The organism is Pseudomonas sp. TNT2022 ID1044 (assembly GCF_028656895.1).
Taxonomy (GTDB): domain Bacteria; phylum Pseudomonadota; class Gammaproteobacteria; order Pseudomonadales; family Pseudomonadaceae; genus Aquipseudomonas; species Aquipseudomonas reinekei.
On the sequence record NZ_JAMDHB010000009.1, the window covers coordinates 271,518 to 293,259 of the forward strand.

At 60.6% G+C, this 21,742-nt stretch carries 25 protein-coding genes and 1 pseudogene; 13 read left to right on the forward strand and 13 right to left on the reverse strand.

Annotated elements, in window-relative coordinates:
• Positions 1-22 precede the first annotated feature (22 nt).
• Positions 23-820 (forward strand): SDR family NAD(P)-dependent oxidoreductase, encoded by a 798-nt coding sequence (locus M5G20_RS14140; RefSeq protein WP_273919570.1) that lies wholly within the window; start codon positions 23-25, stop codon positions 818-820.
• A gap of 27 nt (positions 821-847) precedes the next feature.
• On the forward strand, positions 848-1,258 hold the full coding sequence (locus M5G20_RS14145) for an SRPBCC family protein (protein ID WP_273919571.1): 411 nt from the start codon (positions 848-850) through the stop codon (positions 1,256-1,258).
• Positions 1,259-1,398: 140 nt separating this feature from the next.
• Here the strand turns inward: M5G20_RS14145 and M5G20_RS14150 are convergent, their stop codons facing one another.
• Positions 1,399-2,793 (reverse strand): sensor histidine kinase, encoded by a 1,395-nt coding sequence (locus M5G20_RS14150; RefSeq protein WP_273919572.1) that lies wholly within the window; start codon positions 2,791-2,793, stop codon positions 1,399-1,401.
• Positions 2,771-3,454, reverse strand: a complete 684-nt coding sequence (locus tag M5G20_RS14155; protein WP_273919573.1) for a response regulator transcription factor — start codon at positions 3,452-3,454, stop codon at positions 2,771-2,773. The genes M5G20_RS14150 and M5G20_RS14155 overlap by 23 nt, the downstream gene beginning before the upstream one ends.
• Before the next feature lie 267 nt (positions 3,455-3,721).
• Between M5G20_RS14155 and M5G20_RS14160 the strand changes: the two genes are divergently transcribed.
• From M5G20_RS14160 to M5G20_RS14175, 4 genes are all read left to right on the forward strand, one after another.
• Complete coding sequence (locus tag M5G20_RS14160; RefSeq protein WP_273919574.1) at positions 3,722-4,654, forward strand: hypothetical protein; 933 nt, start codon at positions 3,722-3,724, stop codon at positions 4,652-4,654.
• A gap of 461 nt (positions 4,655-5,115) precedes the next feature.
• Positions 5,116-5,520: a TraR/DksA family transcriptional regulator gene (locus M5G20_RS14165; protein WP_007907888.1), complete on the forward strand. Its 405-nt coding sequence runs from the start codon at positions 5,116-5,118 to the stop codon at positions 5,518-5,520.
• A 627-nt stretch (positions 5,521-6,147) separates the two neighbouring features.
• On the forward strand, positions 6,148-7,371 hold the full coding sequence (locus tag M5G20_RS14170) for a methyl-accepting chemotaxis protein (protein ID WP_443218303.1): 1,224 nt from the start codon (positions 6,148-6,150) through the stop codon (positions 7,369-7,371).
• 216 nt (positions 7,372-7,587) lie between these two features.
• Positions 7,588-7,791 carry a hypothetical protein gene (locus M5G20_RS14175; RefSeq protein ID WP_273919576.1) on the forward strand — a complete coding sequence of 68 codons (204 nt, stop codon included), beginning with the start codon at positions 7,588-7,590 and terminating at the stop codon, positions 7,789-7,791.
• Positions 7,792-7,796: 5 nt separating this feature from the next.
• Here M5G20_RS14175 and M5G20_RS14180 read toward each other — a convergent pair whose 3' ends face one another.
• The 3 genes from M5G20_RS14180 to M5G20_RS14190 all read right to left on the reverse strand — a co-directional run bounded on the left by M5G20_RS14180 (position 7,797) and on the right by M5G20_RS14190 (position 8,813).
• Positions 7,797-8,036: a DUF2789 domain-containing protein gene (locus M5G20_RS14180; RefSeq protein WP_075949004.1), complete on the reverse strand. Its 240-nt coding sequence runs from the start codon at positions 8,034-8,036 to the stop codon at positions 7,797-7,799.
• 137 nt (positions 8,037-8,173) lie between these two features.
• Entirely contained in the window at positions 8,174-8,404 is a 231-nt protein-coding gene (locus M5G20_RS14185; protein ID WP_273919577.1) for a hypothetical protein, read from the reverse strand.
• Between the two features lie 160 nt (positions 8,405-8,564).
• A complete protein-coding gene (locus tag M5G20_RS14190) occupies positions 8,565-8,813 on the reverse strand; it encodes a hypothetical protein (RefSeq protein ID WP_273919578.1) in 249 nt (82 codons plus the stop codon).
• A 432-nt stretch (positions 8,814-9,245) separates the two neighbouring features.
• Between M5G20_RS14190 and M5G20_RS14195 the strand changes: the two genes are divergently transcribed.
• From M5G20_RS14195 to M5G20_RS14210, 4 genes are all read left to right on the forward strand, one after another.
• Positions 9,246-9,695, forward strand: coding sequence for a hypothetical protein (locus M5G20_RS14195; protein ID WP_075949006.1), 450 nt, complete (start codon positions 9,246-9,248; stop codon positions 9,693-9,695).
• Positions 9,695-9,898 (forward strand): hypothetical protein, encoded by a 204-nt coding sequence (locus tag M5G20_RS14200; RefSeq protein WP_273919579.1) that lies wholly within the window; start codon positions 9,695-9,697, stop codon positions 9,896-9,898. Before M5G20_RS14195 ends, M5G20_RS14200 begins: the two co-directional genes overlap by 1 nt.
• A 118-nt stretch (positions 9,899-10,016) precedes the next feature.
• Positions 10,017-11,033 (forward strand): ABC transporter substrate-binding protein, encoded by a 1,017-nt coding sequence (locus M5G20_RS14205; protein WP_273919580.1) that lies wholly within the window; start codon positions 10,017-10,019, stop codon positions 11,031-11,033.
• 225 nt (positions 11,034-11,258) lie between these two features.
• Positions 11,259-11,696, forward strand: coding sequence for a DUF3995 domain-containing protein (locus M5G20_RS14210; RefSeq protein ID WP_273919581.1), 438 nt, complete (start codon positions 11,259-11,261; stop codon positions 11,694-11,696).
• Positions 11,697-11,714: 18 nt separating this feature from the next.
• Here the strand turns inward: M5G20_RS14210 and M5G20_RS14215 are convergent, their stop codons facing one another.
• The 7 genes from M5G20_RS14215 to M5G20_RS14245 form a co-directional block, all read right to left on the reverse strand.
• Positions 11,715-12,077 (reverse strand): Na+/H+ antiporter subunit G, encoded by a 363-nt coding sequence (locus tag M5G20_RS14215; protein WP_273919582.1) that lies wholly within the window; start codon positions 12,075-12,077, stop codon positions 11,715-11,717.
• Positions 12,074-12,352, reverse strand: a complete 279-nt coding sequence (locus M5G20_RS14220; RefSeq protein WP_075949011.1) for a K+/H+ antiporter subunit F — start codon at positions 12,350-12,352, stop codon at positions 12,074-12,076. The genes M5G20_RS14215 and M5G20_RS14220 overlap by 4 nt, the downstream gene beginning before the upstream one ends.
• Positions 12,349-12,837, reverse strand: a complete 489-nt coding sequence (locus M5G20_RS14225; protein WP_273919583.1) for a Na+/H+ antiporter subunit E — start codon at positions 12,835-12,837, stop codon at positions 12,349-12,351. Before M5G20_RS14225 ends, M5G20_RS14220 begins: the two co-directional genes overlap by 4 nt.
• Positions 12,834-14,519, reverse strand: a complete 1,686-nt coding sequence (locus tag M5G20_RS14230; protein WP_273919584.1) for a monovalent cation/H+ antiporter subunit D — start codon at positions 14,517-14,519, stop codon at positions 12,834-12,836. Before M5G20_RS14230 ends, M5G20_RS14225 begins: the two co-directional genes overlap by 4 nt.
• Entirely contained in the window at positions 14,516-14,860 is a 345-nt protein-coding gene (locus tag M5G20_RS14235) for a Na+/H+ antiporter subunit C (protein WP_007944721.1), read from the reverse strand. The genes M5G20_RS14230 and M5G20_RS14235 overlap by 4 nt, the downstream gene beginning before the upstream one ends.
• On the reverse strand, positions 14,860-17,778 hold the full coding sequence (locus tag M5G20_RS14240; RefSeq protein ID WP_273919585.1) for a monovalent cation/H+ antiporter subunit A: 2,919 nt from the start codon (positions 17,776-17,778) through the stop codon (positions 14,860-14,862). Before M5G20_RS14240 ends, M5G20_RS14235 begins: the two co-directional genes overlap by 1 nt.
• A 233-nt stretch (positions 17,779-18,011) precedes the next feature.
• Positions 18,012-19,037 carry a DMT family transporter gene (locus M5G20_RS14245; RefSeq protein WP_273919586.1) on the reverse strand — a complete coding sequence of 342 codons (1,026 nt, stop codon included), beginning with the start codon at positions 19,035-19,037 and terminating at the stop codon, positions 18,012-18,014.
• Here M5G20_RS14245 and M5G20_RS14250 point away from each other — a divergent pair.
• The 3 genes and pseudogenes from M5G20_RS14250 to M5G20_RS14260 all read left to right on the forward strand — a co-directional run bounded on the left by M5G20_RS14250 (position 19,032) and on the right by M5G20_RS14260 (position 21,180).
• The gene (locus M5G20_RS14250; RefSeq protein ID WP_273919587.1) at positions 19,032-19,595 is read left to right on the forward strand and encodes a helix-turn-helix domain-containing protein; all 564 of its coding nucleotides are present in this window, start codon (positions 19,032-19,034) and stop codon (positions 19,593-19,595) included. The two genes, M5G20_RS14245 and M5G20_RS14250, sit on opposite strands and share 6 nt — an antisense overlap.
• 32 nt (positions 19,596-19,627) lie before the next feature.
• Positions 19,628-19,735, forward strand: a pseudogene (locus tag M5G20_RS14255) (ABC transporter ATP-binding protein); the annotation flags it as partial.
• A 14-nt stretch (positions 19,736-19,749) separates the two neighbouring features.
• Complete coding sequence (locus M5G20_RS14260) at positions 19,750-21,180, forward strand: FAD/NAD(P)-binding protein (RefSeq protein ID WP_273919588.1); 1,431 nt, start codon at positions 19,750-19,752, stop codon at positions 21,178-21,180.
• 104 nt (positions 21,181-21,284) lie between these two features.
• On the opposite strand, the gene M5G20_RS14265 is transcribed toward M5G20_RS14260, so the two are convergent.
• Positions 21,285-21,509: a hypothetical protein gene (locus M5G20_RS14265; RefSeq protein ID WP_075949018.1), complete on the reverse strand. Its 225-nt coding sequence runs from the start codon at positions 21,507-21,509 to the stop codon at positions 21,285-21,287.
• Positions 21,510-21,742 lie beyond the last annotated feature (233 nt).

The following is a 21,742-nucleotide window of genomic DNA, read 5'->3' on the forward strand; positions in this document are numbered from 1 at the left end:
TGCCAATCATTGGAGCCTGAACATGAAAATCGATTTGAGTGGAAAACTGGCGATTGTCAGCGGCAGCACCGCTGGCATTGGTTTGGGCATCAGCAAGGCACTGGCCGAATCCGGCGCCACGGTGGTGGTGATCGGTCGCGAGTCGGCCAAGGTCGAGCAGGCGTTGGCGAGCATTCGTGAGCAGGTGCCTGGTGCTCAATTGCGTGGGCTGAGCGCTGACCTCGGTACGGCTGAAGGCGCGGAAAAACTGTTCGCCGCCGAGCCGCGAGCGGACATTCTGGTGAACAACCTCGGGATCTTCAACGCGGTGGATTTCTTTGAAACGCCCGACAGCGAGTGGACGCGCTTCTACGAAATCAACGTGATTTCCGGTGTGCGCCTGGCCCGGCATTACGTGCCGGACATGGTCAAGCAGGGCTGGGGGCGGGTGATTTTCCTGTCCTCGGAATCCGGCATCGCCATTCCGGCCGACATGCTCAACTATGGCGTGACCAAAAGCGCCAACCTGGCGGTGTCCCACGGACTGGCCAAGCGGCTGGCGGGCACCGGGGTGACGGTCAATGCGATCCTGCCAGGCCCGACGTTGACCGATGGCGTGGAGTTGATGCTCAAGGATGCCATTGCCGCGTCCGGTCGCAGCCTCCAGGAGGAAGCCGACGCCTTCGTGCGTGAGGCGCGGCCGACCTCGATCATTCAGCGCGTCGCCCATGTCGATGAAGTCGCGAATCTGGTGGCGTACATTGCTTCGCCGCTATCCTCGGCCACCACGGGCGCTGCGTTGCGAGTCGACGGCGGTGTCGTCGACAGCATGGCCATCTGAACCTTATTCATTGAGAGAGCGCTTTACATGGCAACTGCATCAGCATTCATCGATATCCCGGCCTCGGCCGATCAGGTCTGGCAATTGATCGGTGGTTTCAACGCGCTGCCGGACTGGCTACCGTTCATACCCAAGAGCGAGCTGAGCGAAGGCGGGCGCGTGCGCAGCCTGCAAACGGCGGACGGTGGGGTGGTGGTCGAGCGCCTGCAAGCGTTCGACAACGCCGCCAAGACATACAGCTACTCGATTTTGCAGGCACCGTTTCCGGCGACCGAATACCTGGCGACGATCAAGGTTGAAGCGCAGGGCGACGGGGCTCGGGTTACATGGTCCGGCCGGTTTGAACCGGTAGGCGTGAGTAACGAGGAAGTAGAGGCGTTGTTTACCGGGATCTACCAGGGAGGCCTCGAGGCGCTGCGGGCTAACTATCCAGCCTGATCACTTGTAGGAGCCGGCTTGCTGGCGATGGCAGTCTCAAGGTGGGAGCAGCGTTCATTGGCCCCATCACCAGCAAGTCGGCTCCTACAGAGTGTTGTGTACACCTGTAGGCGCTACCGAAGGCTGCGATTTTTTAGTATTCAGCTCTGGGCAATCAAACGCTGCTCACAGTCGAGCACCAACCGCGCCCCCCCCAGCTCGCTGCGGCCCACCTCCAGCGTAAACCCGTGCAGGCTGACAATCGCTGCGACGATCGACAGGCCCAAGCCAAAACCGCTTTTCAGATTCCCCGCCTCAGCGCGATAGAAGCGCTGGAATACCGCTTCGCGTTCAGCCTCGGGAATGCCCGGGCCGGAATCCAGCACTTCGATGCGGGTGTGTCCGCCTGCGTCGATCCCGCGCAAAATCACCTGGCCGCCGGGCGGGGTGAATTTGATCGAGTTGCTCAACAGATTGGCCAGCGCTTCGAACAGCAAGGCCCGATCGCCATTCAGCGGTGGCAATGATTCAGGCAACTGCAGCTCGAACGTCAGGCCGTCGTCCTCCGCCAGCGGCAGATAAAATTCATGCAGTTCCTGCAGCAACGACACCGGATCGAGTTGCACGAAGCCGGAACGGCGCTGGCGATCCTCCAGTTCGGAAATCCGCAGCAAGCCACGAAACCGCGCCATCAATGTGTCGGCCTCACCCAATACCAGATCCAGTTGCGCCGCCTGCGCCGAACCTTCGCCGGCCTGTTGCTGCATGCGGTAAAGCTGAGCGCGCAAGCGGGTCAGGGGCGTGCGCAGGTCATGGGCAATGTTGTCGCAAACGCCTTTGACCTCGTGCATCAGGCGTTCGATGCGTTCGAGCATGGCGTTGACGATGGCCGCGAGCATGTCCAGCTCATCCCGGCGATTGGACAGCGGCAAGCGTCGGGTAAGGTCACCGGCGACGATGGCTTCGGCGCTGGCCTGAATCGCGCGGATCCGCCGTAGCGGACGGCGGCGCAACAAGTGCCAACCGACGATGCCCGGCAGGATGGTCAGGGTCACGCCCCAGAACAACGCGTGCAGAATGATCCGGGTAACGGCGAACAGCGAGCCGTTGTCGCGCACCAGCACCAGCAAGAGGCCGTCACGGGTCTGGGTCGCCACGGCGTCGCAGCTGTCATTGGGCAACGTCGGGTCGTCGGAGTCGGCGCAATCGCTGAGCATGTGAATCTTGCCGTCCAGCGGCAGGCCATGGGGAATGTGGTCCAGCGCACCGCTCAGGTAGCGGCGCTGCTGATCGAACAGGCCATAGCCGTCGATGCCGCGGATGTCGAAGGTCATGCTGACGGCGAGGGCGTCCACCAGTTGTTCGCCCTGGAAACGCGAAAACAGATGCTGGCGCTGCATCAGCGAATGCTTGGCCAGGTTGTCCAGGTAAGCGGACACCTCGAAGTACATGACCCCCATCAGAATGCCGCTCCAGGCCACGAACAGCGCACTGTAGAGCGCCAGCAAGCGACTGCTGGAAGAGCGCCAGCCTTTAGACGGGTTCGGCAATGACATAACCCGAGCCTCGCACGGTTCGAATCAATGGGACATTGCCAGGTGGGTCGATCTTTTTGCGCAGGCGGCCGATGTGCACATCGATCAGGTTGGTGCCGGGGTCGAAGTGGTAGCCCCAGACTTCTTCGAAAATCATCATCCGCGACAGGATCTGCCCGGTGTTGCGCATGAGGAATTCCAGCAGCTTGTATTCGGTGGGCAGCAGCGTGAGCAAATGACCGTCGCGGCTGGCTTCGTGGCTGATCAGGTTCAGCTCCAGATCCGCCACCCGCAACGTGGTGGCCTGGGCGGTCACGGTGTTCTGTCGACGCAGCAGCACTTCAACCCGGGCGGCCATTTCATCGGTGGCGAACGGCTTGGTCAGGTAATCGTCGCCGCCAGCGCGCAAGCCGCGAACGCGTTCATCGACATCGGAAAGGGCGCTGATCATCAGGATCGGCGTGGCCACCCCCATGGTCCGCAGCGTGGTGACAATCGCCAGGCCATCGAGCTCGGGCAACATGCGGTCGAGGGTGATCAGGTCATAGTGGCCGCTGACCGCACGCTCCAACCCTTCACGGCCGTTGTCGACCCAGTCGACGTCGAGTCCATGGCTGCTCAATTCGGCGACGATTTCACGGGCGGTCACGGCGTCGTCTTCGATGGTCAAGATGCGGGTCATGGAATGGGCCTGAGTAAATGTTCACAACGGTGTGGGGCATTTTGCCAAGAAATGATCGCAGGCTTTCTAAATAAAAGTTCATGGACGCTTCAATGCATAAAACCCGCTGAGTCCGCCCATTCGTTGCATATTGCAAGAGTCGCCGAAGTTCATACTTTGTATCTCGCTGAAAACATTGGCTTTACTCAGAACGCTTGACTGGCATGGTGTCTGCAAATGCTCCCTCGAGAGTTGTAACACCATTTTTCTGCCTGGAGCGATATAACAATGAATAGATCCTCTGATGGTTTCTATCCTGCCGAAGACGAATCGACGACGCTGTCTGGCGTGTCGTGGGGGGCGATTTTCGCCGGGGCCGCGGCTGCCGCGGCGTTATCGCTGATCCTTGTGTTGCTGGGTTTCGGCCTGGGATTCTCGGCGGTCTCGCCGTGGGCCAATGAAGGTGTCAGCGCCAAGGGCCTGGGTATTTCGACCATCGTCTGGCTGGCCGTCACACAAATCATCGCTTCCGGCGCCGGCGGTTACATCGCCGGGCGGCTGCGGGTGAAGTGGGCGTACTTGCATGGCGATGAAGTGTACTTTCGCGACACCGCCCATGGCTTTCTCGCCTGGTGCGTGGCCACGCTGGTGACGGCCACATTGGTTGCCGGCTCGGTCAGCAGCGTGGTGAGCGGCGGGGTGCAGGCCGGGGCAAACATGGTCGCCGGTGCCGCCACTGCTGCCACGCAAGCGGCGGGCGCCGCTGCTGGCAACACCGATAGCGATCAATACGGTTACTACATTGATAGCCTGTTCCGCGATGATCGTCCGGCTGCCGTCAGCGATGACGCGGCGAAGGGCACGGTGACCCGGATTTTCGTCCGGTCCCTGAGCAACGACGGACAACTGGCCGCCGAAGATCGGGCTTATCTGGCGCAACTGGTGGCGCAACGGACGAATTTGACGCAAGCGGACGCGGAGCGTCGTGTCGATGAAGTCTATGCCCGCACGCAAAAAACCGTGGCGGACGCCAAACTGGCAGCGCAGCAAGCGGCTGACACCGCCGCCAAAGTCGCCGCCTGGACCACCCTCTGGATGTTTGTAGCGCTGTTGGCCGGTGCGTTCTTCGCCAGCCTTGCCGCGACCTTCGGTGGTCGTCGCCGGGATGCCGTGGTGTACCTGGAAACCGACACCTACGCGACCACCCCAACGATTCGTTAAACCAGGAGAATCATCATGCGTTCATTACTGCTGTTCTTTCTCGGCGTACCGATCCCGATCATCATTCTGATCGCTCTGTTCATGCATTGATCGACTGAGGCTCGTGCCTCTGCCGCTTCTGCCTTGGGTAGAAGCGGCGATTTTGTTTGCGCAGCGCCGATATTGGGAATGTGCAAACACAGCCGTTTATCTTCTATATACCTGTGCCGGATTGAATTTCTTGCTATAAACGCACTCCGATATCCACCTCAAAGCCTGCCATAGAGCATTTTCGAGGCTTTGTCGGACAAATTCGCTGTCTTTTCAGTTGCTGAGGCCTCCACTCGGCCTTAGACTGCCGCCCCTCGTAAATTGAGTGCCGGGTGGCGCTTGGTATAAACGGCGCCTTTCCGATGACCCGTCCAGGTCTGCCGGAACGCTCCCTAATTCGCCTTAATGCACGTTTTTTTATAGAGATATCAATGACAAAGGACAAGTTGCTGGCCATGCCGGCGGATGACTACATGAACGCCGAGCAACATGCTTTTTTCAGCGAGCTGTTGCAGAACATGAAAGTCGAAACCCATGAGCGCATCGAACAGAATCGCATCGCCATCGAAAGCCTGGACACCCCGGCCGATCCGGCTGACGCGGCTTCCGTTGAAGAAGAGCGCACCTGGCTGGTGAACGCGATCGATCGCGACCAGCGCATGCTGCCTCAGTTGGAACAAGCCCTTGAACGCATCAAGGAAGACAGCTTCGGCTGGTGCGACGACAGCGGTGAGGCAATTGGCCTCAAGCGCCTGCTGATCAGTCCGACCACCAAGTACTGCATCGAAGCTCAAGAGCGTCACGAGCAGATCGACAAGCACCAGCGTCAGGCCTGATTCTGTGAGGCAGCCCGTTCAACGCGGGCTGCCTTGAAAAGATCGCAGCCTTCGGCAGCACCTGCATGGGTTCACTTAACCCTGTGGGCGCTGGCGAAGGCTGCGATCTTTGTTTTTCGACGTCTGTAGAAACCCCGTCCTTCTATTGATCTGCTGCAACGCCCACGACTAAAGGCTCATAGATAATGGCCCTATAGTGGCGTTTAATGCGAAGACAACAATTAGAAGATATTTGGGGTGACAACGATGACGAGAGACGAGTCTCTGGTTGCGGCCGTGCCTGCACCAGTGTTTTTGCCGAAAAACCGCTGGTTCACACCGACGCTGCAAAGCATCGCCCTGATGCTTTTGCTGTGTGGCATGACGCTGGGGGGCTGGTCGCTTTACCTTGGCCTGCCATTGGTCATCCTGATTGTCTGGCTGCCACGCCTGCGGTCGCGCGCAACGCCCGAAACCGCGCCTCTGGATACGTCCATCGCCATTTCTGCCCTGACCCGGGATCTTTCCTACACCACCAGTCACAATGCGCTGTCAGCCGCTGGCGTAGCCTTTTCTGTCAAACAACTGGCCGACAAGCTGCAATCGCAACTCGGCGCTGCCGCACAAATCGTCAGCAACGCTGAAGTCATGATCGCTACCGAACAGGCCACTTCGATCCTCAGTCGAGAGGCGTTGAGTGCGGCCAGCGAGGCCCATCAGAGCGGTGCAGCAGGGCGTGTCGAGTTGCTCGAGTCGATTGCGCGCATGCACCAGCTCAGCCAGCGCGCCAACAGCAGCCGTGAACTGATCGAAGCCTTGAGCCTGCGCAGTGATGATATCCAGCGCGTCACCCTGGTCATCCAGTCCATCGCCAGCCAGACCAACCTGTTGGCGCTAAACGCCGCGATTGAAGCCGCACGCGCCGGCGAGCACGGTCGTGGTTTCGCGGTGGTCGCCGACGAAGTCCGCGGCCTCGCTGCGCGAACGGCGACGGCGACGGGAGAGGTCGGAGAAATGGTGGCCGACATCCAGCACCGTACCGCGCAGGTGGTGGAGCAGATCCGTCAGTTATCCAGCGACCTGGATAACGGCGTCGAGCAGGTCGAGCACACCGGGCAACACCTGGAAAACATCGCTCGTCTGGCCGCCAGCGTCGAGCGTCAGGTCGGGGAAATCGCCCGTGGCGCCGACACCAATCGTGAGCAACTCGATAGCCTGTTTCACGCCATCGAACAGATGCGCAGCGACCTGGCGATCAGTGACCAGCAGACCCGGCGCCTGGCTGAAGCCGCGGTGCAGATGGAGGGCCAGGCCGAAACCATCAGCGAACGCTTGGCCGAAGTTGGCCTGGATGACTATCACCAGCGCGTGTATGACCTGGCCCGGGAAGGCGCAAGCCAGATTGCGGCGCGTTTCGAGGCGGATGTTGAGGCGGGCCATATCAGCCTCGACGACCTGTTCGACCGCAACTATCAGGCGATCCCCAACACCAGCCCGGCGAAATTCCAGACACGTTTCGACCGCTACACCGATCAGGTCTTGCCGACTATTCAAGAGCCGTTGCTGCCACGTCATGAAGGTTTGGTATTCGCCATTGCCTGCACTCAGCAGGGCTACGTGCCGACCCATAACGCGGTTTTCAGCCAGCCACTGACGGGTGATACCCAGGTCGATACCCTGCAAAACCGTACCAAACGCAAGTTCGCCGATCGCACCGGAATCCGTTGCGGCAGCCACCAGCAAGCGGTGCTGCTACAGACTTACACCCGCGACACGGGGGAGCTGATGCACGACCTGTCGGTGCCGATCATGCTCAAGGGGCGGCATTGGGGTGGCTTGCGAATGGGCTACAAGCCGCAGAGTCCTCGTTAAAGGGAGGCAGCGCGGATGGCGCTTCGAGGCGTCGGCTTGCTGGCGATAGCGACCTCAAAAAACTTTCGCCAGCAAGCTGGCTCCTGCGGGTTTGATAGCGCTGTGCATTGTTGCGATTCTGGCAATGCTGCTGTGTGCGGTCGCAGCTGTTTCCTCGGGAATCGACTGATTAATATGTCTACATAGTTAGGTTGCTAACGATGTGAGAAGGTCAGCATGCAAGGTAAAGTTGATGTCGCCGTGATGATCGGCAGCGGTGTGCCCGCCAGCCTGCGCGCGTTGGGGCAGAGTGTCTGCTGGGTGGTGTTGCTCAATGGCGAGCGCCGGGGAACGGCGTTTTCCAGTCGCTCGGAAGCGGAGGAATGCAAGGCTGCCTGGTTGGCGCAATTGAATGCCGAATCGTCAGACAGCCTGCACTGATGACGCTAGTGAACCTGGTGCATGCGCAGGTTGAGGTCGTCGACCACCCGCGCCCAGTCGGCATCCTCGCGCAGTTGTTCTTTGAGGAAACCTGCCTGCTGCGGCGTCCAGAAATCGGCATCGATGAGCTTCTTGTCATCGGGCAGCGGTGAATGGCTGGCAATGAAATCGTCGATAGCTTTCTGGGTGGAATCCAGGCCGAGCTGGTCGAACAAACCTTTCAAGTCGTGGGTCGGTGATTCCATCTTCATCTCCTTGCAGATAATCGGTCGCGTACGAGGACTGAGCTACGGCTCCATTGCTTCTGAGCGAGTAGCGTTTCAGTAAGTTCGAAAGCGATGTTCAAACGCAGCGATGAGCATAGACGCCACAAACCCGGGCATCAGGCTTTCAATGCACCGGCGTCGACGGCAGCCTTCAACTCCCGGGCGGATTCATGGGCGGCGATGGCGGCAATTTCAGAATTTTTGAACCAGCGATCTTTCTCGACCTGGTGATAGGTCACGGCTTTTTGTGGTGGCTTGGCGCGCATGACTATCACTGCCTGGAACTCGCCTTCGACTTCTCTGGCTTCGCCCCGGATAAAAAACTCGCCGATATCAAATTCCGTCACGTCGCAGCCTTCCCTTGGAAATATATTGTTGTGTTCAACGTCGTCCTCTTTGGCGGGACGCGTTTGATTGGTCGGGCAGTATGGCAGCAGTTGCAGGCCGGCGGCTGAGTTAAGTCGCCGGCATGACGAAACGTTTCAAGGATGAAGCGCGGTAAAGAGATCAAATACGCGACTCAAGCGAGCGGGCGAGGGCGCAGGCGTCGTTGTGATTACCCCGGAAACCTCTTACATGTCCCGTGGAAATTTCCTTGATATGAAAGAACGCATTCCCGGCCAGAATCACCTGAAACCTTGGCGGTTGGTGGTCCGGCAGGTGCGTGTCAGGGTCATGCAATGCCACCGGATACAAGGCAGAAGGGTTGCCGGAGCAGGAAAGTTGCGGGTGGGCGAAGTGTGTCAGCGTGCACATATGAAGTCCTTTTCGTTGTTTTGCCGACGTATGTACGTCGTTATGGGTAGTCTCGGTGAGCATCGCTGCTCTAGAATCACCCTCACTGGTGGGTGATTGATGGTTATCTAAAGCAATTTTCGGCTGGCGATATGTCAGAAAAGTGCTTTTTTTTAAGAGTTTTTTCCCTGAAGTTGATAGTCCGTATTTCTCTGGCTGTAAGAAAGGCGTTTTCCTTCAACCTTTGACGAACACCAGGCAAGGCGACACGAGCGACGTTCCAGTAGTCTGCTCAAGTCTCGTGATGGATGAGTCCTCTACTCATTCAGGCTTTCAACCCGGGTCTTTTGGTTTCATTTTCGGCATTGCCGCCTTTTTCGGCTGTGCGCTTTATTCGCGTGCAGCCTCATTTTTAGATGTGGGGATGTTTCCTTGGCAGTAAGTAATCTCGATATGCATGCTTTGTTCGTTCTGGGTGATTTGCGCGCAAAGCTGGTTAAGCAGTTTCAGTCTCGTTTCGTCTACATCACCGAGCAGAATGCTGAAGGCATCTACGTTGCCGAAATCGACACCGAGTCAGCACTGGTGGTGGATGACAAACCGGGACTTAAGCTCAAGGTCGGCGATCATTTCAGCGCTTCGGTTTTGCCCAGCCGTGAAGGCGGCAAGCTGGAAATCAAATTCCGTGAAATCAAACTGACGGTCTATGGCCTGGGCGACTACGCCTTTGTCACCACCGCCGACGGCCAGGCCGTTTTGTTCAAGGAAGGTCATAGCGTGGTCACGGTATTTGCCGCCCACCAGCAGTTACAGGAAGGCCTGACCAAAACCCTGAAAGCGGTAACCGCCAAAGCCGCTAAATGGCGCAAAGGCGAGTTGGTGACCTTCAAGGCCAGCGAGTAATGACCCAGTCCCGCGCCGACTTCCACGAACAGCACCAGGCTGGCGCCCAAGCCGAAGCCCTGCGGTTGTTCGAGCAGAAAGCCGTTCTGCAGGGAGCGTGGCTGAATTGGGTGGCGTCACAGATCTACGCGCTGCAGCCGGCGGCCTACGCCAACATGGTCAGACGAGAGCTGGCGCGCTTGCAGGAAATTTCTGAAAACTGATCCATGCCCCTCGAAAGCAGGAACCTCTACTACAGTCAGTTGACTGATCATTCAGAGGCTTCGCGGTATTCTGCCAGGCCATCCTGCGATTGCTGTGAACAGCACGAGGTGCAAAAGCATGAAAGGTTTTCGACGGTTGCTGGCTGCGGTCCTGGCCACTTGCGGTTTGTTGGCGTCTCCCGTTCCGGCCCTGGCCGCCCAGGCGCCGATTCATTTCGCCGACCTGAACTGGGAAAGCGGCAGCCTGATCACTGACATCCTGCGGATCATTGTCGAGAAGGGCTACGGCCTGCCGACCGACACGTTGCCGGGCACGACCATTACCCTGGAAACCGCCCTGGCCAACAATGACATTCAGGTGATTGGCGAGGAGTGGGCCGGGCGCAGTCCGGTGTGGGTCAAGGCCGAGGCGGAAGGCAAAGTCGTCAGCCTCGGCGATACGGTCAAGGGAGCCACCGAAGGTTGGTGGGTGCCGGAGTACGTGATCAAGGGTGACCCGGCCAAGGGCATCAAGCCGATGGCGCCGGACTTGCGCAGTGTCAGCGACCTGCCCAGATACAAGAACGTGTTCAAGGACCCCGAAGCGCCGAACAAGGGGCGCTTCCTCAACAGCCCCATTGGCTGGACCTCGGAAGTGGTCAACAAGCAGAAACTCAAGGCCTATGGGCTGGACGACAGCTATGTGAACTTCCGCAGCGGTTCGGGGGCGGCGCTGGACGCCGAGATCAGCTCGTCGATCCGCCGCGGCAAGCCGGTGCTGTTTTACTACTGGTCGCCTACGCCCTTGCTTGGTCGTTTCAAGCTGATCCAGCTTGAAGAGCCGCCCTTCGACGCCGAAGCCTGGAAAACCCTCACCGACGCCGACAACCCCAATCCCCAGCCCACCCGCTCGCTGCCCTCGAAGCTGTCCATTGGCGTGTCCACGCCGTTCCAGAAGCAGTATCCGCAGATTGCCGAGTTCTTCGCCAAGGTCGATTTTCCGATTGATCCGTTGAACAAGGCGCTGGCCGAGATGAGCGAGAAACACACCGCACCGCGTCAGGCAGCCGAGAACTTCATGAAGAAGCATCCGGATGTGTGGAAGGCCTGGGTGCCGAAGGATGTGGCGGACAAAGTGTCAGCCGAGTTGAAGTGATGCGGCGAGTCTGACACCGCCATCGCGAGCAGGCTCGCTCCCACATTGGTTCCCGGTCGTTCGCAAAATCTGTGATCACTGAATAACTCCTGTGGGAGCGTGCCTGCTCGCGATGCTTTTTTCGGCGTCAGCCCCACGTTTGTCAGGTTGTGCACCAACGGTCGTGCACATCAAAAAATGCCGACTAGGATGATTTGACCAAATCCCTTTCAAGGATCCTCAACCATGACCCTTGCGTTGGCTCAATGGCTGGTGACGATATTTGCGGCGATTGCTCTGGTTCACGTTTATTGGGCGCTGGGCGGCGAATGGGCCGCGGTGGCGGCCGTTCCTCAAGTGCCACAGGAAGGCGGCACGCAACTGCGCCCGGCCTTCAAGCCGCGAGGCTGGCTCACGCTGCTGGTGGCAGCAGCCCTGTTGGTGATTGCCCTGTTGGTGTGTTTGCGGGTCGGCTGGTGGCTGCCGCAGGTGCATCATCAAATGTTGCAGTGGGTGATCAGCGCGATTGCGCTGTTACTGTTCGCCCGGGCGATTGGCGATTCGGAGCTGGTGGGGTTTTTCAAGGTGATCAAAGGCTCAAGGTTTGCCCGGTGGGATACCTGGGTTTACTCGCCGTTGTGTGTGGTGTTGGGCGGTGGATTGTTGGCCGTGGCCTGGATTTAAGGCTGGCTGGTCCTGAACTTAGCGACCACTCTCAGTCCGCCGACTACTGACTTCAGCCGGCACATCATCTCCCGCCATGCGCTTGCGAAACAGCGCTGCCCGAGCCAGCAATAAAGTGGTCACCGGTACGGTGATCGCCAGCAGGATCGGAATCAGCCAGGCGTGCAGCACCGGCGCGGACTTCAACGCCGAAAAGTAGATGATCGAAGCCAGTGCCACGCACCACGCGCCCAACGTGGAGGCCAGGGCTGGCGGGTGCATGCGCTGGAAGTAATCCTTCATGCGCAGCAAGCCAGTGGCGCCGATCAGCGCGAACAGGCCGGCGAGCACCAGCAGGATCGCAACCGGGATTTCCACCCATAGAGACAGTTCTGCGTTCATTCGATCACCTCGCCGCGCAGCAGGAATTTCGCCAAGGCAAACGAGCCGACGAAGCCGAACAGCGCGATCAGCAGCGCCGCTTCAAAGTACGTGTCACTGGCGTAGCGAATGCCCAGCGTCAGCATCATCAGCATCGCCACGATGTACAGATAGTCCAGCGCCAGGACCCGGTCTTGGGCGGAGGGGCCTTTGAACAGGCGGATCAGGGTCAGGATCATCGCCACGGAAAACAGAAACAGGCTCAGCAGAATCGCGTTCGACAGCAGGGCGCTCATTCGAAAATCTCCATCAGCGGACGCTCGTAAGTCACCTTGAAGTGTTCGATGAACTGCGCTTCGTCGTCCAGATCGAAGACGTGCAGCAACAGAATGCTGCGGTCCAGGGCCAATTCCGACCAGACGGTGCCGGGCACCACGGTGCAGATCATCGACAGCGTCGCCAGGCCGTTGGCATCGCGCAGGTCCAGCGGTACCTTGATAAAGCGCGAGCGGGGCGCCCGGCGGCCGGCGTTGAGCACGCCCCAGGCCACGGCGAGGTTGGACACCAGCACATCGCGACACACCACCAGCAACAGGCGCAGCATCACCCCCGGTCGGTGAACGCGGATCGGTAGCGGGCGCAACTTGCGCATCATCAGCGGCGCACAGAAGCCCAGGGCAGCGCCCAATAGCAGGTGGCCGGGGCTCATCGACAGGTTCAGCACCAGCCACAATAGCCACAGGGCCAGTGACAACCACGGCGCGGGAAACAGACGCTTCATGGTTGCACCTCCAGCCGTGCAGCCCGAGCTTCCGGACTCGGCACTGCGCGGGTGCCGAGCACGGCCATCACGTATTGCTGCGGATTGTTCAAGGCATTGGCAGCGGCCTGGGTGTAGCGCAACAGCGGCTCGGCCCGGAACGTCAGGGCGATGCTCAAGCCCAGCAGGACGAAGATCGACACGCACTCAAACCGCCGCAGCACCGGCGATGGCCGTTCTGCCGGGGTCCAGAAACGCTGGATACCCAGGCGCGAGAAAGTCAGCAGCGAAGCGAGCCCGGAAAGAATCAGCAACGCCAGCAAGCCCCACGCCGCATTCGAGATCGGCGCATCACTGCCATTGCCCAGGCCCATCGGATTGAGCAGGGCGCTGAGCAGGCTCAGTTTGCCGATGAACCCGGACAGCGGCGGCATGCCGATGATCAGCAAGGCGCAGGCGATGAAGCTCAGGCCGAGGAAGGCCATGGTCCACGGAATCACCTGACCGACCACGGCTTTGCGGTCGTCATCGAGGTTGACGCCCTTGGCCGGATGCAGCGATTCCAGCGGCCGTGGCAGCATCTCGTTTTCATCCTCCAGTGGGATTTCATTGGCGGAGCGCGAGCGTTCGATCAACTCGGCCAAAAGGAACAACGCGCTCAGGGCCAGGGTCGAGCTGACCAGGTAAAACAGCGCTGCGCCAATCAGGTTGGGCTGGGCGAAACCGATGGCCGACAGCAGAATCCCGGCCGACACCAGAATGCTCAGGCTGGCCATGCGTTCCAGGCGTTGCGCGGCAACGATCGCCACGGCAGCGCAAATGATGGTCGCCATGCCGCCGTAAATCAGCCAGTCGCCACCGAAGTACGCCGACGCCCCGGCCTGACCGGAAAACAGCAGGGTCCACAGGCGCAGCAGGGTGTAGATACCAACTTTGGTCATGATCGCGAACATCGCCGCCACCGGCGCGCTCGCCGAGGAATACGCCGGCACCAGCCAGAAGTTCAGCGGCCACATGCCGGCCTTGGCCAGGAATGCCACCGCCAGAATCCCCGCGCCTGCATGCAGCAGGCCGCGATCGGCTTCCGGCACCAGCGGGATTTTCAGTGCCAGGTCAGCCATGTTCAGGGTGCCGGTGACGCCGTAGATCAGCGCCGCGCCGATCAGGAACAGGGTCGATGCCAACAGGTTGATCGAGATGTAATGCAGCCCCGAAGACACCCGCGCCCGGCCCGAGCCGTGCAGCATCAGGCCATAAGAAGCGGCCAGCAGCACTTCGAAGAACACGAACAGGTTGAACAGGTCGGCGGTCAGGAACGCGCCGTACAGGCCCATCAACTGGATCTGGAACAGCGCATGAAAACTCGAACCGGCGCTGTCCCAGCGGGCCATGGCAAACAACAGGGTGCAGACACCGATGATCCCGGTGAGCACCAGCATCAGTGCCGACAGGCGATCGACCACCAGCACCAGGCCAAACGGCACTTGCCAGTTGCCCGGCAGGTACACGCCGATGGAACCGGGCACGTCGGTGGTTTGGGTCCATTGCAGCAGCAGAACGGAGATGCCGAGCCCGAGCAGGCTGGAGAACAGATTGATCCTGGCTTTGAGCGGGCGGTGTTTCTCGCCGAGCATCAGCATGATCGCGGCGGTCAGCAGCGGCAGCAGGATGGGCGCGGCGATCAGGTGCGTCATTGCATTCATTCTTTAGGCTCCCGGCCATCCACATGGTCGGTGCCGGTCAGGCCTCGGGAGGCCAGCAAAACCACCAGAAACAGCGCGGTCATGGCGAAGCTGATGACAATCGCCGTCAGCACCAGCGCTTGCGGCAACGGGTCGGTGTAGTGCAGCAGGTCCTGCGGCACACCGTCCTTGATGATCGGCTCTCTGCCGATGAACAGGCTGCCCATGCTGAAGATGAACAGGTTGACGCCATAGGACAGCAGGCACAGGCCCATGACCACCTGGAATGTCCGTGGGCGCAGGATCAGCCAGACGCCGGACGCGGCCAGGACGCCGATGGCGATTGCGATGACTTCTTCCATCAGACGGCCTCCTTCATGGCGACGGGTTTGGGCTGGGCCGCGGTTTTGTGGCCGCGGACCGATTGGTGGGCCAGGGCGGTGAGGATCAACAGCGTCGAACCGACCACGACCGCGTAAACGCCCACGTCGAAGAACAGCGCGCTGGCGAGGTGAATGTCACCCAGTAGCGGCAAGTCGAAGTGCCAGGTGTGCGTGGTCAGGAACGGATAGCCGACCAGCATCGCACCCAGGCCGGTGAGCGTGGCGAACAGCAGGCCGACGCTCATCCAGCGCAGCGGCCGCAGGCTCATTTGCGCCTCGACCCATTGGGTGCCGGCCACCATGTATTGCAGGATGAACGCCACCGACATCACCAGCCCGGCGACGAAACCGCCGCCCGGCTGGTTGTGCCCGCGCATGAACAGGTAGAACGACACCACCAGCGCAATCGGCAGCAACAGACGCACCAGCACCGCCGGGACCATCATGAAGCCGAGCGCGGTATCGCTGGCGTGGCGCGGGTTGACCAGATCGGTGACCACGTCGGGTGCGAGCAAGCGCTGCTGGGCGGGCAATTGCAGGCTTTCCTTCGGTGGACGGAAACGCCGCAGCAGGGCGAACACGGTCAACGCCACTGCCGCCAGCACGGTGATTTCACCGAGGGTATCGAAGCCTCGGAAGTCCACCAGCATCACGTTGACCACGTTGCTGCCGCCGCCCTCGGGCAGGGCACGGCTCAGGTAGAACGAGGAAATGTCGTTGGGCGTCTGCCGCGTCAACATGGCGTACGACAGCAACGCCATGCCGCCGCCGACCACGGTCGACAACAGCAAGTCACGGAAGCGGCGGATGCGGGCTTTGCGCAGGGTGCTCGGCAACGGCGAAACTTCTTCGATCCGCCGTGGCAACCAGCGCAGGCCCAACAGGATCAGCACCGTGGTCACCACTTCGACCACCAGTTGCGTCAGCGCCAGGTCCGGCGCCGAGAACCAGACGAAGGTCACGCAGGTCATCAGGCCGCAAACGCTGACCATGGTCAGTGCCGCGAGACGGTGGTACTTGGCTTGATAGGCAGCGCCGAGGGCGCAGGCTATTGCCAGCAACCAGAGGATGACGAACATGATCGAACCCGGAATCTTCGGCCGGTCGCCCCAGCTCAGGCTGCTGTGCAGCATCGGGATTAACCCGGCCAGCACCGCGGCGAGCACCATCAGGAACAGTTGGGTTTGCAGGCGCCTGGTGCTGACTCGCCGTTCCAGGCGGCGGGCCAGGCGCATCTTGAGCACCAGCGCCAGTTCGAACAGGCGCTTGCCGTTGAATCGACCCACCAGTGGCGGATGCTTGAAGCGACCTTGCTTGAGCGGGTTGCGCAGCAGCAGGTAGAGCAACACACCGCAGGACATGGCGATCAGGCTCATGATCATTGGTGCGTTCAAACCGTGCCAGATGGCCAGGCTGTATTCCGGCAACTGCCCGCCAACGACCGGTTGCGCCGCAGCGGCGAGCAACGGGCCGACCACTTGCGCCGGGAAGATCCCGACCACCAGGCAGGCGAACACCAGCAGTTCGACCGGCGCACGCATCCAGCGCGGCGGCTCGTGCGGGGTGTGGGGCAGATCGGTGGCGGGTGGGCCGAAGAACACGTCCACGGTAAAACGCAGGGAGTAGGCGACGCTGAAGGTCCCGGCGATGGTCGCGACGATCGGCAAGGTGGCTTCGACCCAGGCCGTGGCGTTGATGAACACGGTTTCGGCGAAGAACATCTCTTTCGACAGGAAGCCGTTGAGCAAGGGCACACCGGCCATGGAGGCGCTGGCGACCATGGCCAGGGTCGCAGTGAACGGAATCAGTTTGACCAGGCCGCTGAGTTTGCGGATGTCGCGGGTGCCGCTTTCGTGGTCGATGATACCGGCGGCCATGAACAACGAGGCCTTGAATGTGGCGTGGTTGAGGATGTGGAACACCGCGGCCACGGCAGCCAGAGGGCTGTTAAGCCCGAGCAGCAGGGTGATCAGGCCGAGGTGGCTGATGGTCGAATAGGCCAGCAGACCCTTGAGGTCATTCTGGAACATCGCGCAGTAGGCACCGAGCAACAGGGTGCAGGCCCCGGCGCCGCTGACGATGTAGAACCATTCTTCACTGCCGGATAGCGACGGCCACAGCCGTGCCAGCAGGAACACGCCGGCCTTGACCATGGTTGCCGAGTGCAGATAGGCCGACACCGGTGTCGGTGCGGCCATGGCGTGGGGCAGCCAGAAGTGGAAGGGGAATTGCGCACTTTTGCTCAGTGCGCCAATCAGGATCAGGGGTAGCAGGATAGGGTAGAGGGCATGTGCGCGAATCAGATCGCCGGCGGCCAGGACCTTGTCCAGGTCATAGCTGCCGACCACATGGCCGAGCAACATGACCCCCGCCAGCAAGCACAGACCGCCCGCACCGGTGACCATCAACGCCATATAGGCGCCGCGCCGTGCGTCGGCGCGGTGGTGCCAATAGCCGATCAACAGGAACGAGAAGAGGCTGGTCAGCTCCCAGAAAAACACGATCTGGATCAGGTTGCCCGAGATCACCAGCCCCAGCATGGCGCCCATGAACGCCAGGAAAAACGCGAAGAACCGTGGCACCGGATCGTCCGGAGACATGTAATAACGGGCGTACAACGACACCAGCGTGCCGATGCCCAGCACCAGCATCGAGAACAGCCAGGCGAAACCGTCCATGCGCAGGACAAAGTTCAAACCCAGGCTTGGCAGCCAGAAGAATTCTTCGCGGATCACGCCGCCATGGGCGATTTGCGGGTACAGGAGAGCGACCTGGAGGGTGCCGATCAGGGCAACAAGGCCAGCCAGTAGTGATTCGGTGTTACGCGCATTGTGTGGCAGCACCGCTGCCAGACAGCTGCCCAAGAAAGGCAGAAGCAGTAGAACTATCAGGGACATAGGCTTCTAATCTGCGGAAGTTTGTGAAGCATCATACGTGCCAGCTCCCGGATCACCAAACGCCAAGCTGTCGCAGAATCCTACACGGTAGACGGAAAAAGCCTGTTTAACATTGTTTCAGGGATAGGGATTTCGCCTGTACCGGCCCCATCGCGAGCAGGCTCGTTCCCACAGGGAAAGGCATTCCGACTGTGCCCGCGATGGCTATCTATAACACGAAGAAAAATTGCGGTTTAACCCTGGGTCTCGCGCTCCAGCGCTTGCGCTGCCGCAGCAGTCTTACCCTTGGTCTTCAACTCACTGACAATCACCGCCGCGACAATCAGCCCCGCCCCCAGCAGTGCAATGGCTGGCAAACGTTCTCCGGCGATCCGCCCGACAATCCCGGCCCATACCGGCTCACCGGCGTAAATCAATGTGGCGCGAGTCGGCGAGACACTCTTCTGCGCCCAGTTCATCGCCACCTGAATCGCCGCACTCGCCGCGCCCAGCCCCAAAGCACTGCATAACAGGAGCCAGGAGAAGTCCGGAATATGCTCCTGGGTCGGCACCACCAACAGGAATGACAGCACCGACGTCACCGCCAGTTGCACCACCGTCACTCGTTTAACATCGACTTGGCCGGCGAAGTTACTGATCAGGATGATCTCGGCGGCAATCGCGATGGCGCTGATCAGCGTGGCGATCTCACCGGGACTGAAGTTGAGCGCTGCACCGGAGGGACCGGACAGCAGCATCAACCCGGTAAAGGCCAGCATGATCCCGATGCTCGGCATCAACCCCGGTCGACGGCCCAGCACCAGCCACTGCAACAGAGGCACGAAAGGCACGTAGAGCGCGGTAATAAAAGCCGACTGACTGCTGGGAATACTCTGCAAGCCGACGGTCTGCAAGCCATACCCGAGCATGATCGCCACGCCGATAAAGGCACCGGCCTTGAGTTCGAACAGGGTCAGGTCGCGCAGGCTGCGCCAGGAGAACAGGGCGACGATGATTGCAGCGGCGGCAAAGCGCAGGCCGACGAAAAACATCGGGCCGCTGACGGTCATCGCATGCTGGACCAGTAAAAAGGTCCCGCCCCAGACCATGGTGATCAACACCAGTACGCATTCGGCCTTGCTGAGCCGAAGGAAGCGGGAGGGGTTCTGGGAGCTGTTCACCGACGTCATGATCTTGCGTGCTACCTGAGGGGGACGCACAATGCGCCGGAAGTTGGGCAGTATACTGCGCAGCACCACCGAGTGAGCAATATAGTGCACAAAGATTCTTCGCAACGGGCTTCGGTCCTCCAGCACGTCAGCCAGAATGTTCGACGTCTGCGCCATGCCGCCGACATGAGTCAGGCCGCTTTGGCGGAAAAATCCGGGGTCAGCCGCCGTATGCTGGTGGCCATCGAGGCCGGTGAAAAGAACGTCAGCCTGACCACCCTCGACCGCGTGGCCGAAGCGTTGGACGTGGCGTTCAGCGATCTGATCCAGGCGCCCGATGCCCGTGACCACAGCCGCATCAACGAACTGGCCTGGGCCGGGACGATCCCCGGCAGCAAGGCGGTGTTGCTGGCCAAGGCCAACGCCACCCGTGAAGTCGAGCTCTGGGAATGGCGCCTTGAACCGGGCGAGCATTACCCGTCGGAGCCGGATGCCGATGGCTGGAGCGAGCAGTTCTATGTCTTCGAAGGTTGCCTGACGCTGATGGTCGGCGAGGTCTCACACACGATTGCCGCAGGTGAATTTTTCATGTTCGCCAGCAACCAGCCGCATTCCTATCGCAACGAGGGGGCGGTGGCGGTGCGGTTCGTGCGTAATGTGGTGATCTGACTGTTGGCCCGTCAACAGTGACGATCAGGTCCGCGTCCACGGCCTGCGTCCTCGATACTGGCCGGGTGGTGTTGTCCGGCAGCGCCAGCGAGCTGCTGGCCCGGGGCGTTTTGCATGATTTCTATCCAGGCAAACATTGATCAGTGAGAACGGCATGAGTGAAACCCAAAGCGGACGGGCAACCGACGCCATCCGTCACGCGGACATCCTGATCATCGGCGGCGGCCTTAGCGGCGCGATGCTGGCGGCGCAGCTGTTGCGCCTGCCGGGCAAACGCCAGGTGCTGGTGATCGAACCGCGCGCCGAGCTGGGGCGCGGCGAAGCCTACAGCGCCGTGGAACTGGGCCATACGCTCAACGGCAACGCCGCGCGCATGAGCGTCGACCCGGACAACGCCGATGACCTGACCCAATGGCTGACCGAATACATCGCCGCGGGTGGCTGGCCGGAGTCGAACGAGCAGCCTGTGCCGATCAGTGAACTGTTCCCGCCTCGGGGGATTTTCGGCCTGTATGTGCAACAGCGTCTGGCCGAGGCGCAATCGGTGGGGGCTTTGAACGGTTCGACGGTCGAGCATGTGCGGGCCGAAGTGGTGGATCTGCAAACCGATGCCGAGTCGGTGCGGCTGACGTTGAGCGATGGCCAGCGATTGCAGGGTGCATGTGCGGTGCTTGCCACAGGAATGTTTCCGGCCGCGCGCACAGCGCAGACCGAATCCAGTGGCTTGAACGCGGCGGCGCTCGATCCGTGGGATGTGGCGGCCATGCAGCAGCTCGATCCGCAGTCGACGGTGCTGATCATCGGCTCGGGCCTGACCATGGTCGATGCCGTGGTGTCGCTGGAACAGGCCGGGCATCGCGGGCCGATCGAGGTGTTTTCCCGTCACGGCTTGTTGCCCCATGTCCGGCGCCAGCCTCCGGCCTGGGTGGATTTCCTGGCCGAGGATCACAGCATTCGCACACCACGGCAGCTGGTGCGTGAATTACGCCGGCACTGCCGCGATGCCATCACGCAAGGGATTGATTGGCAAGCGCCGTTGGACACGGTGCGCGCGCATATTGGTCGCCTGTGGAATCAGGCCAACGATGTGCAGCGCCGGCAGTTTGTCCGCCACGTGCGTCCCTGGTGGGAAAGTCATCACCACCGTTCGCCCCCCCTGAGCGCCGAGCTGGTGGAACGCTTGCTCGGGGAAGGTCGGTTGCGGATTCAGGCTGCGTCGTTCAAAGGTCTGGAGCCTGCTGCGGGCGGTGGCGTGAGTATTCGTATTCGTCGTCGAGCTGAAGCGCAGACGGTTGTCGTCAGGGGCGCGGCGTTGATCAACTCCAGTGGGATCGAGTACGACTGGCGCCGGGTCGCCCGGCCGTTGCCGCAGCAATTGCTGGCGCGCGGGCTGATTCGGCCGGGGCCGTTGGCCTTGGGGATCGCCGCCGAGGTGGATGGTGCGGTGCTGGATGCCGAGGGACGGGTGGCTGACCGGCTGTTTGCCATGGGCCCGCCGTTGCGCGGGATGTGGTGGGAAAGCACGGCCGTCACCGACGTCGCCAGCCAGGCCAAGGCGTTGGCTGCACGATTGGCAACTGTGTAATTGCTGTTGGAATTACCCTGTGGCGAGCGTGCTTGCCACATTGGAAATGAAGAAACCCCGCACGTTGGCGGGGTTTCTTGTTTCAAGCAGCCCAAGGCCGTTGATCAATAGCGCTGATATTTGGAACCGAACTCAGGGCGATTTTCGGCGACGTAGAGTTTGCTCGCCTGGGTGTCTTTCTGGTCAACGCTGACGGTGTTCACGTTCAGGATGGCCGGTTGGCTGACTTTGGCTGCTGCGACGACGGGGGTCGTTGCGTGCGGGGCGGCGATGGCAGAAGTGGCGCCAAGAACCGAAAGGGCGAAGCCGATGCCGATGATGCTTTTCATGATGTTGCTCCAGAGTGTGGGGAGAAGATGTGGCTACTGTAGTGCTGGAGCGTCGTGATGAAAAAACACCCTGACGCATAGTCATTATCGAGAGCGATGATCCTCAAAAAACAAAACTGTGGGAGCGGGCTTGCCCGCGATGGGGACCTGACAGTCGACGATGATGTCGCCTGGCATTCCGTCATCGCGGGCAAGCCCACTCCCACAGGGAGATTTGCTGATTGGACGATCGT

What these genes read in the sequence shown, in the direction of transcription:
- M5G20_RS14150 (WP_273919572.1), bottom strand. Translation starts at nt 2,793, where the DNA reads ATGTCATTGCCGAACCCGTCTAAAGGCTGGCGCTCTTCCAGCAGTCGC.
- M5G20_RS14195 (WP_075949006.1), top strand. Translation starts at nt 9,246, where the DNA reads ATGCATGCTTTGTTCGTTCTGGGTGATTTGCGCGCAAAGCTGGTTAAG.
- M5G20_RS14155 (WP_273919573.1), bottom strand. Translation starts at nt 3,454, where the DNA reads ATGACCCGCATCTTGACCATCGAAGACGACGCCGTGACCGCCCGTGAA.
- M5G20_RS14225 (WP_273919583.1), bottom strand. Translation starts at nt 12,837, where the DNA reads ATGAAGCGTCTGTTTCCCGCGCCGTGGTTGTCACTGGCCCTGTGGCTA.
- M5G20_RS14265 (WP_075949018.1), bottom strand. Translation starts at nt 21,509, where the DNA reads ATGAAAAGCATCATCGGCATCGGCTTCGCCCTTTCGGTTCTTGGCGCC.
- M5G20_RS14145 (WP_273919571.1), top strand. Translation starts at nt 848, where the DNA reads ATGGCAACTGCATCAGCATTCATCGATATCCCGGCCTCGGCCGATCAG.
- M5G20_RS14215 (WP_273919582.1), bottom strand. Translation starts at nt 12,077, where the DNA reads ATGAACGCAGAACTGTCTCTATGGGTGGAAATCCCGGTTGCGATCCTG.
- M5G20_RS14180 (WP_075949004.1), bottom strand. Translation starts at nt 8,036, where the DNA reads ATGGAATCACCGACCCACGACTTGAAAGGTTTGTTCGACCAGCTCGGC.
- M5G20_RS14235 (WP_007944721.1), bottom strand. Translation starts at nt 14,860, where the DNA reads ATGGAAGAAGTCATCGCAATCGCCATCGGCGTCCTGGCCGCGTCCGGC.
- M5G20_RS14260 (WP_273919588.1), top strand. Translation starts at nt 19,750, where the DNA reads ATGAGTGAAACCCAAAGCGGACGGGCAACCGACGCCATCCGTCACGCG.
- M5G20_RS14175 (WP_273919576.1), top strand. Translation starts at nt 7,588, where the DNA reads ATGCAAGGTAAAGTTGATGTCGCCGTGATGATCGGCAGCGGTGTGCCC.
- M5G20_RS14205 (WP_273919580.1), top strand. Translation starts at nt 10,017, where the DNA reads ATGAAAGGTTTTCGACGGTTGCTGGCTGCGGTCCTGGCCACTTGCGGT.
- M5G20_RS14200 (WP_273919579.1), top strand. Translation starts at nt 9,695, where the DNA reads ATGACCCAGTCCCGCGCCGACTTCCACGAACAGCACCAGGCTGGCGCC.
- M5G20_RS14210 (WP_273919581.1), top strand. Translation starts at nt 11,259, where the DNA reads ATGACCCTTGCGTTGGCTCAATGGCTGGTGACGATATTTGCGGCGATT.
- M5G20_RS14165 (WP_007907888.1), top strand. Translation starts at nt 5,116, where the DNA reads ATGACAAAGGACAAGTTGCTGGCCATGCCGGCGGATGACTACATGAAC.
- M5G20_RS14160 (WP_273919574.1), top strand. Translation starts at nt 3,722, where the DNA reads ATGAATAGATCCTCTGATGGTTTCTATCCTGCCGAAGACGAATCGACG.
- M5G20_RS14240 (WP_273919585.1), bottom strand. Translation starts at nt 17,778, where the DNA reads ATGTCCCTGATAGTTCTACTGCTTCTGCCTTTCTTGGGCAGCTGTCTG.
- M5G20_RS14140 (WP_273919570.1), top strand. Translation starts at nt 23, where the DNA reads ATGAAAATCGATTTGAGTGGAAAACTGGCGATTGTCAGCGGCAGCACC.
- M5G20_RS14170 (WP_443218303.1), top strand. Translation starts at nt 6,148, where the DNA reads ATGATCGCTACCGAACAGGCCACTTCGATCCTCAGTCGAGAGGCGTTG.
- M5G20_RS14190 (WP_273919578.1), bottom strand. Translation starts at nt 8,813, where the DNA reads ATGTGCACGCTGACACACTTCGCCCACCCGCAACTTTCCTGCTCCGGC.
- M5G20_RS14220 (WP_075949011.1), bottom strand. Translation starts at nt 12,352, where the DNA reads ATGAGCGCCCTGCTGTCGAACGCGATTCTGCTGAGCCTGTTTCTGTTT.
- M5G20_RS14230 (WP_273919584.1), bottom strand. Translation starts at nt 14,519, where the DNA reads ATGAATGCAATGACGCACCTGATCGCCGCGCCCATCCTGCTGCCGCTG.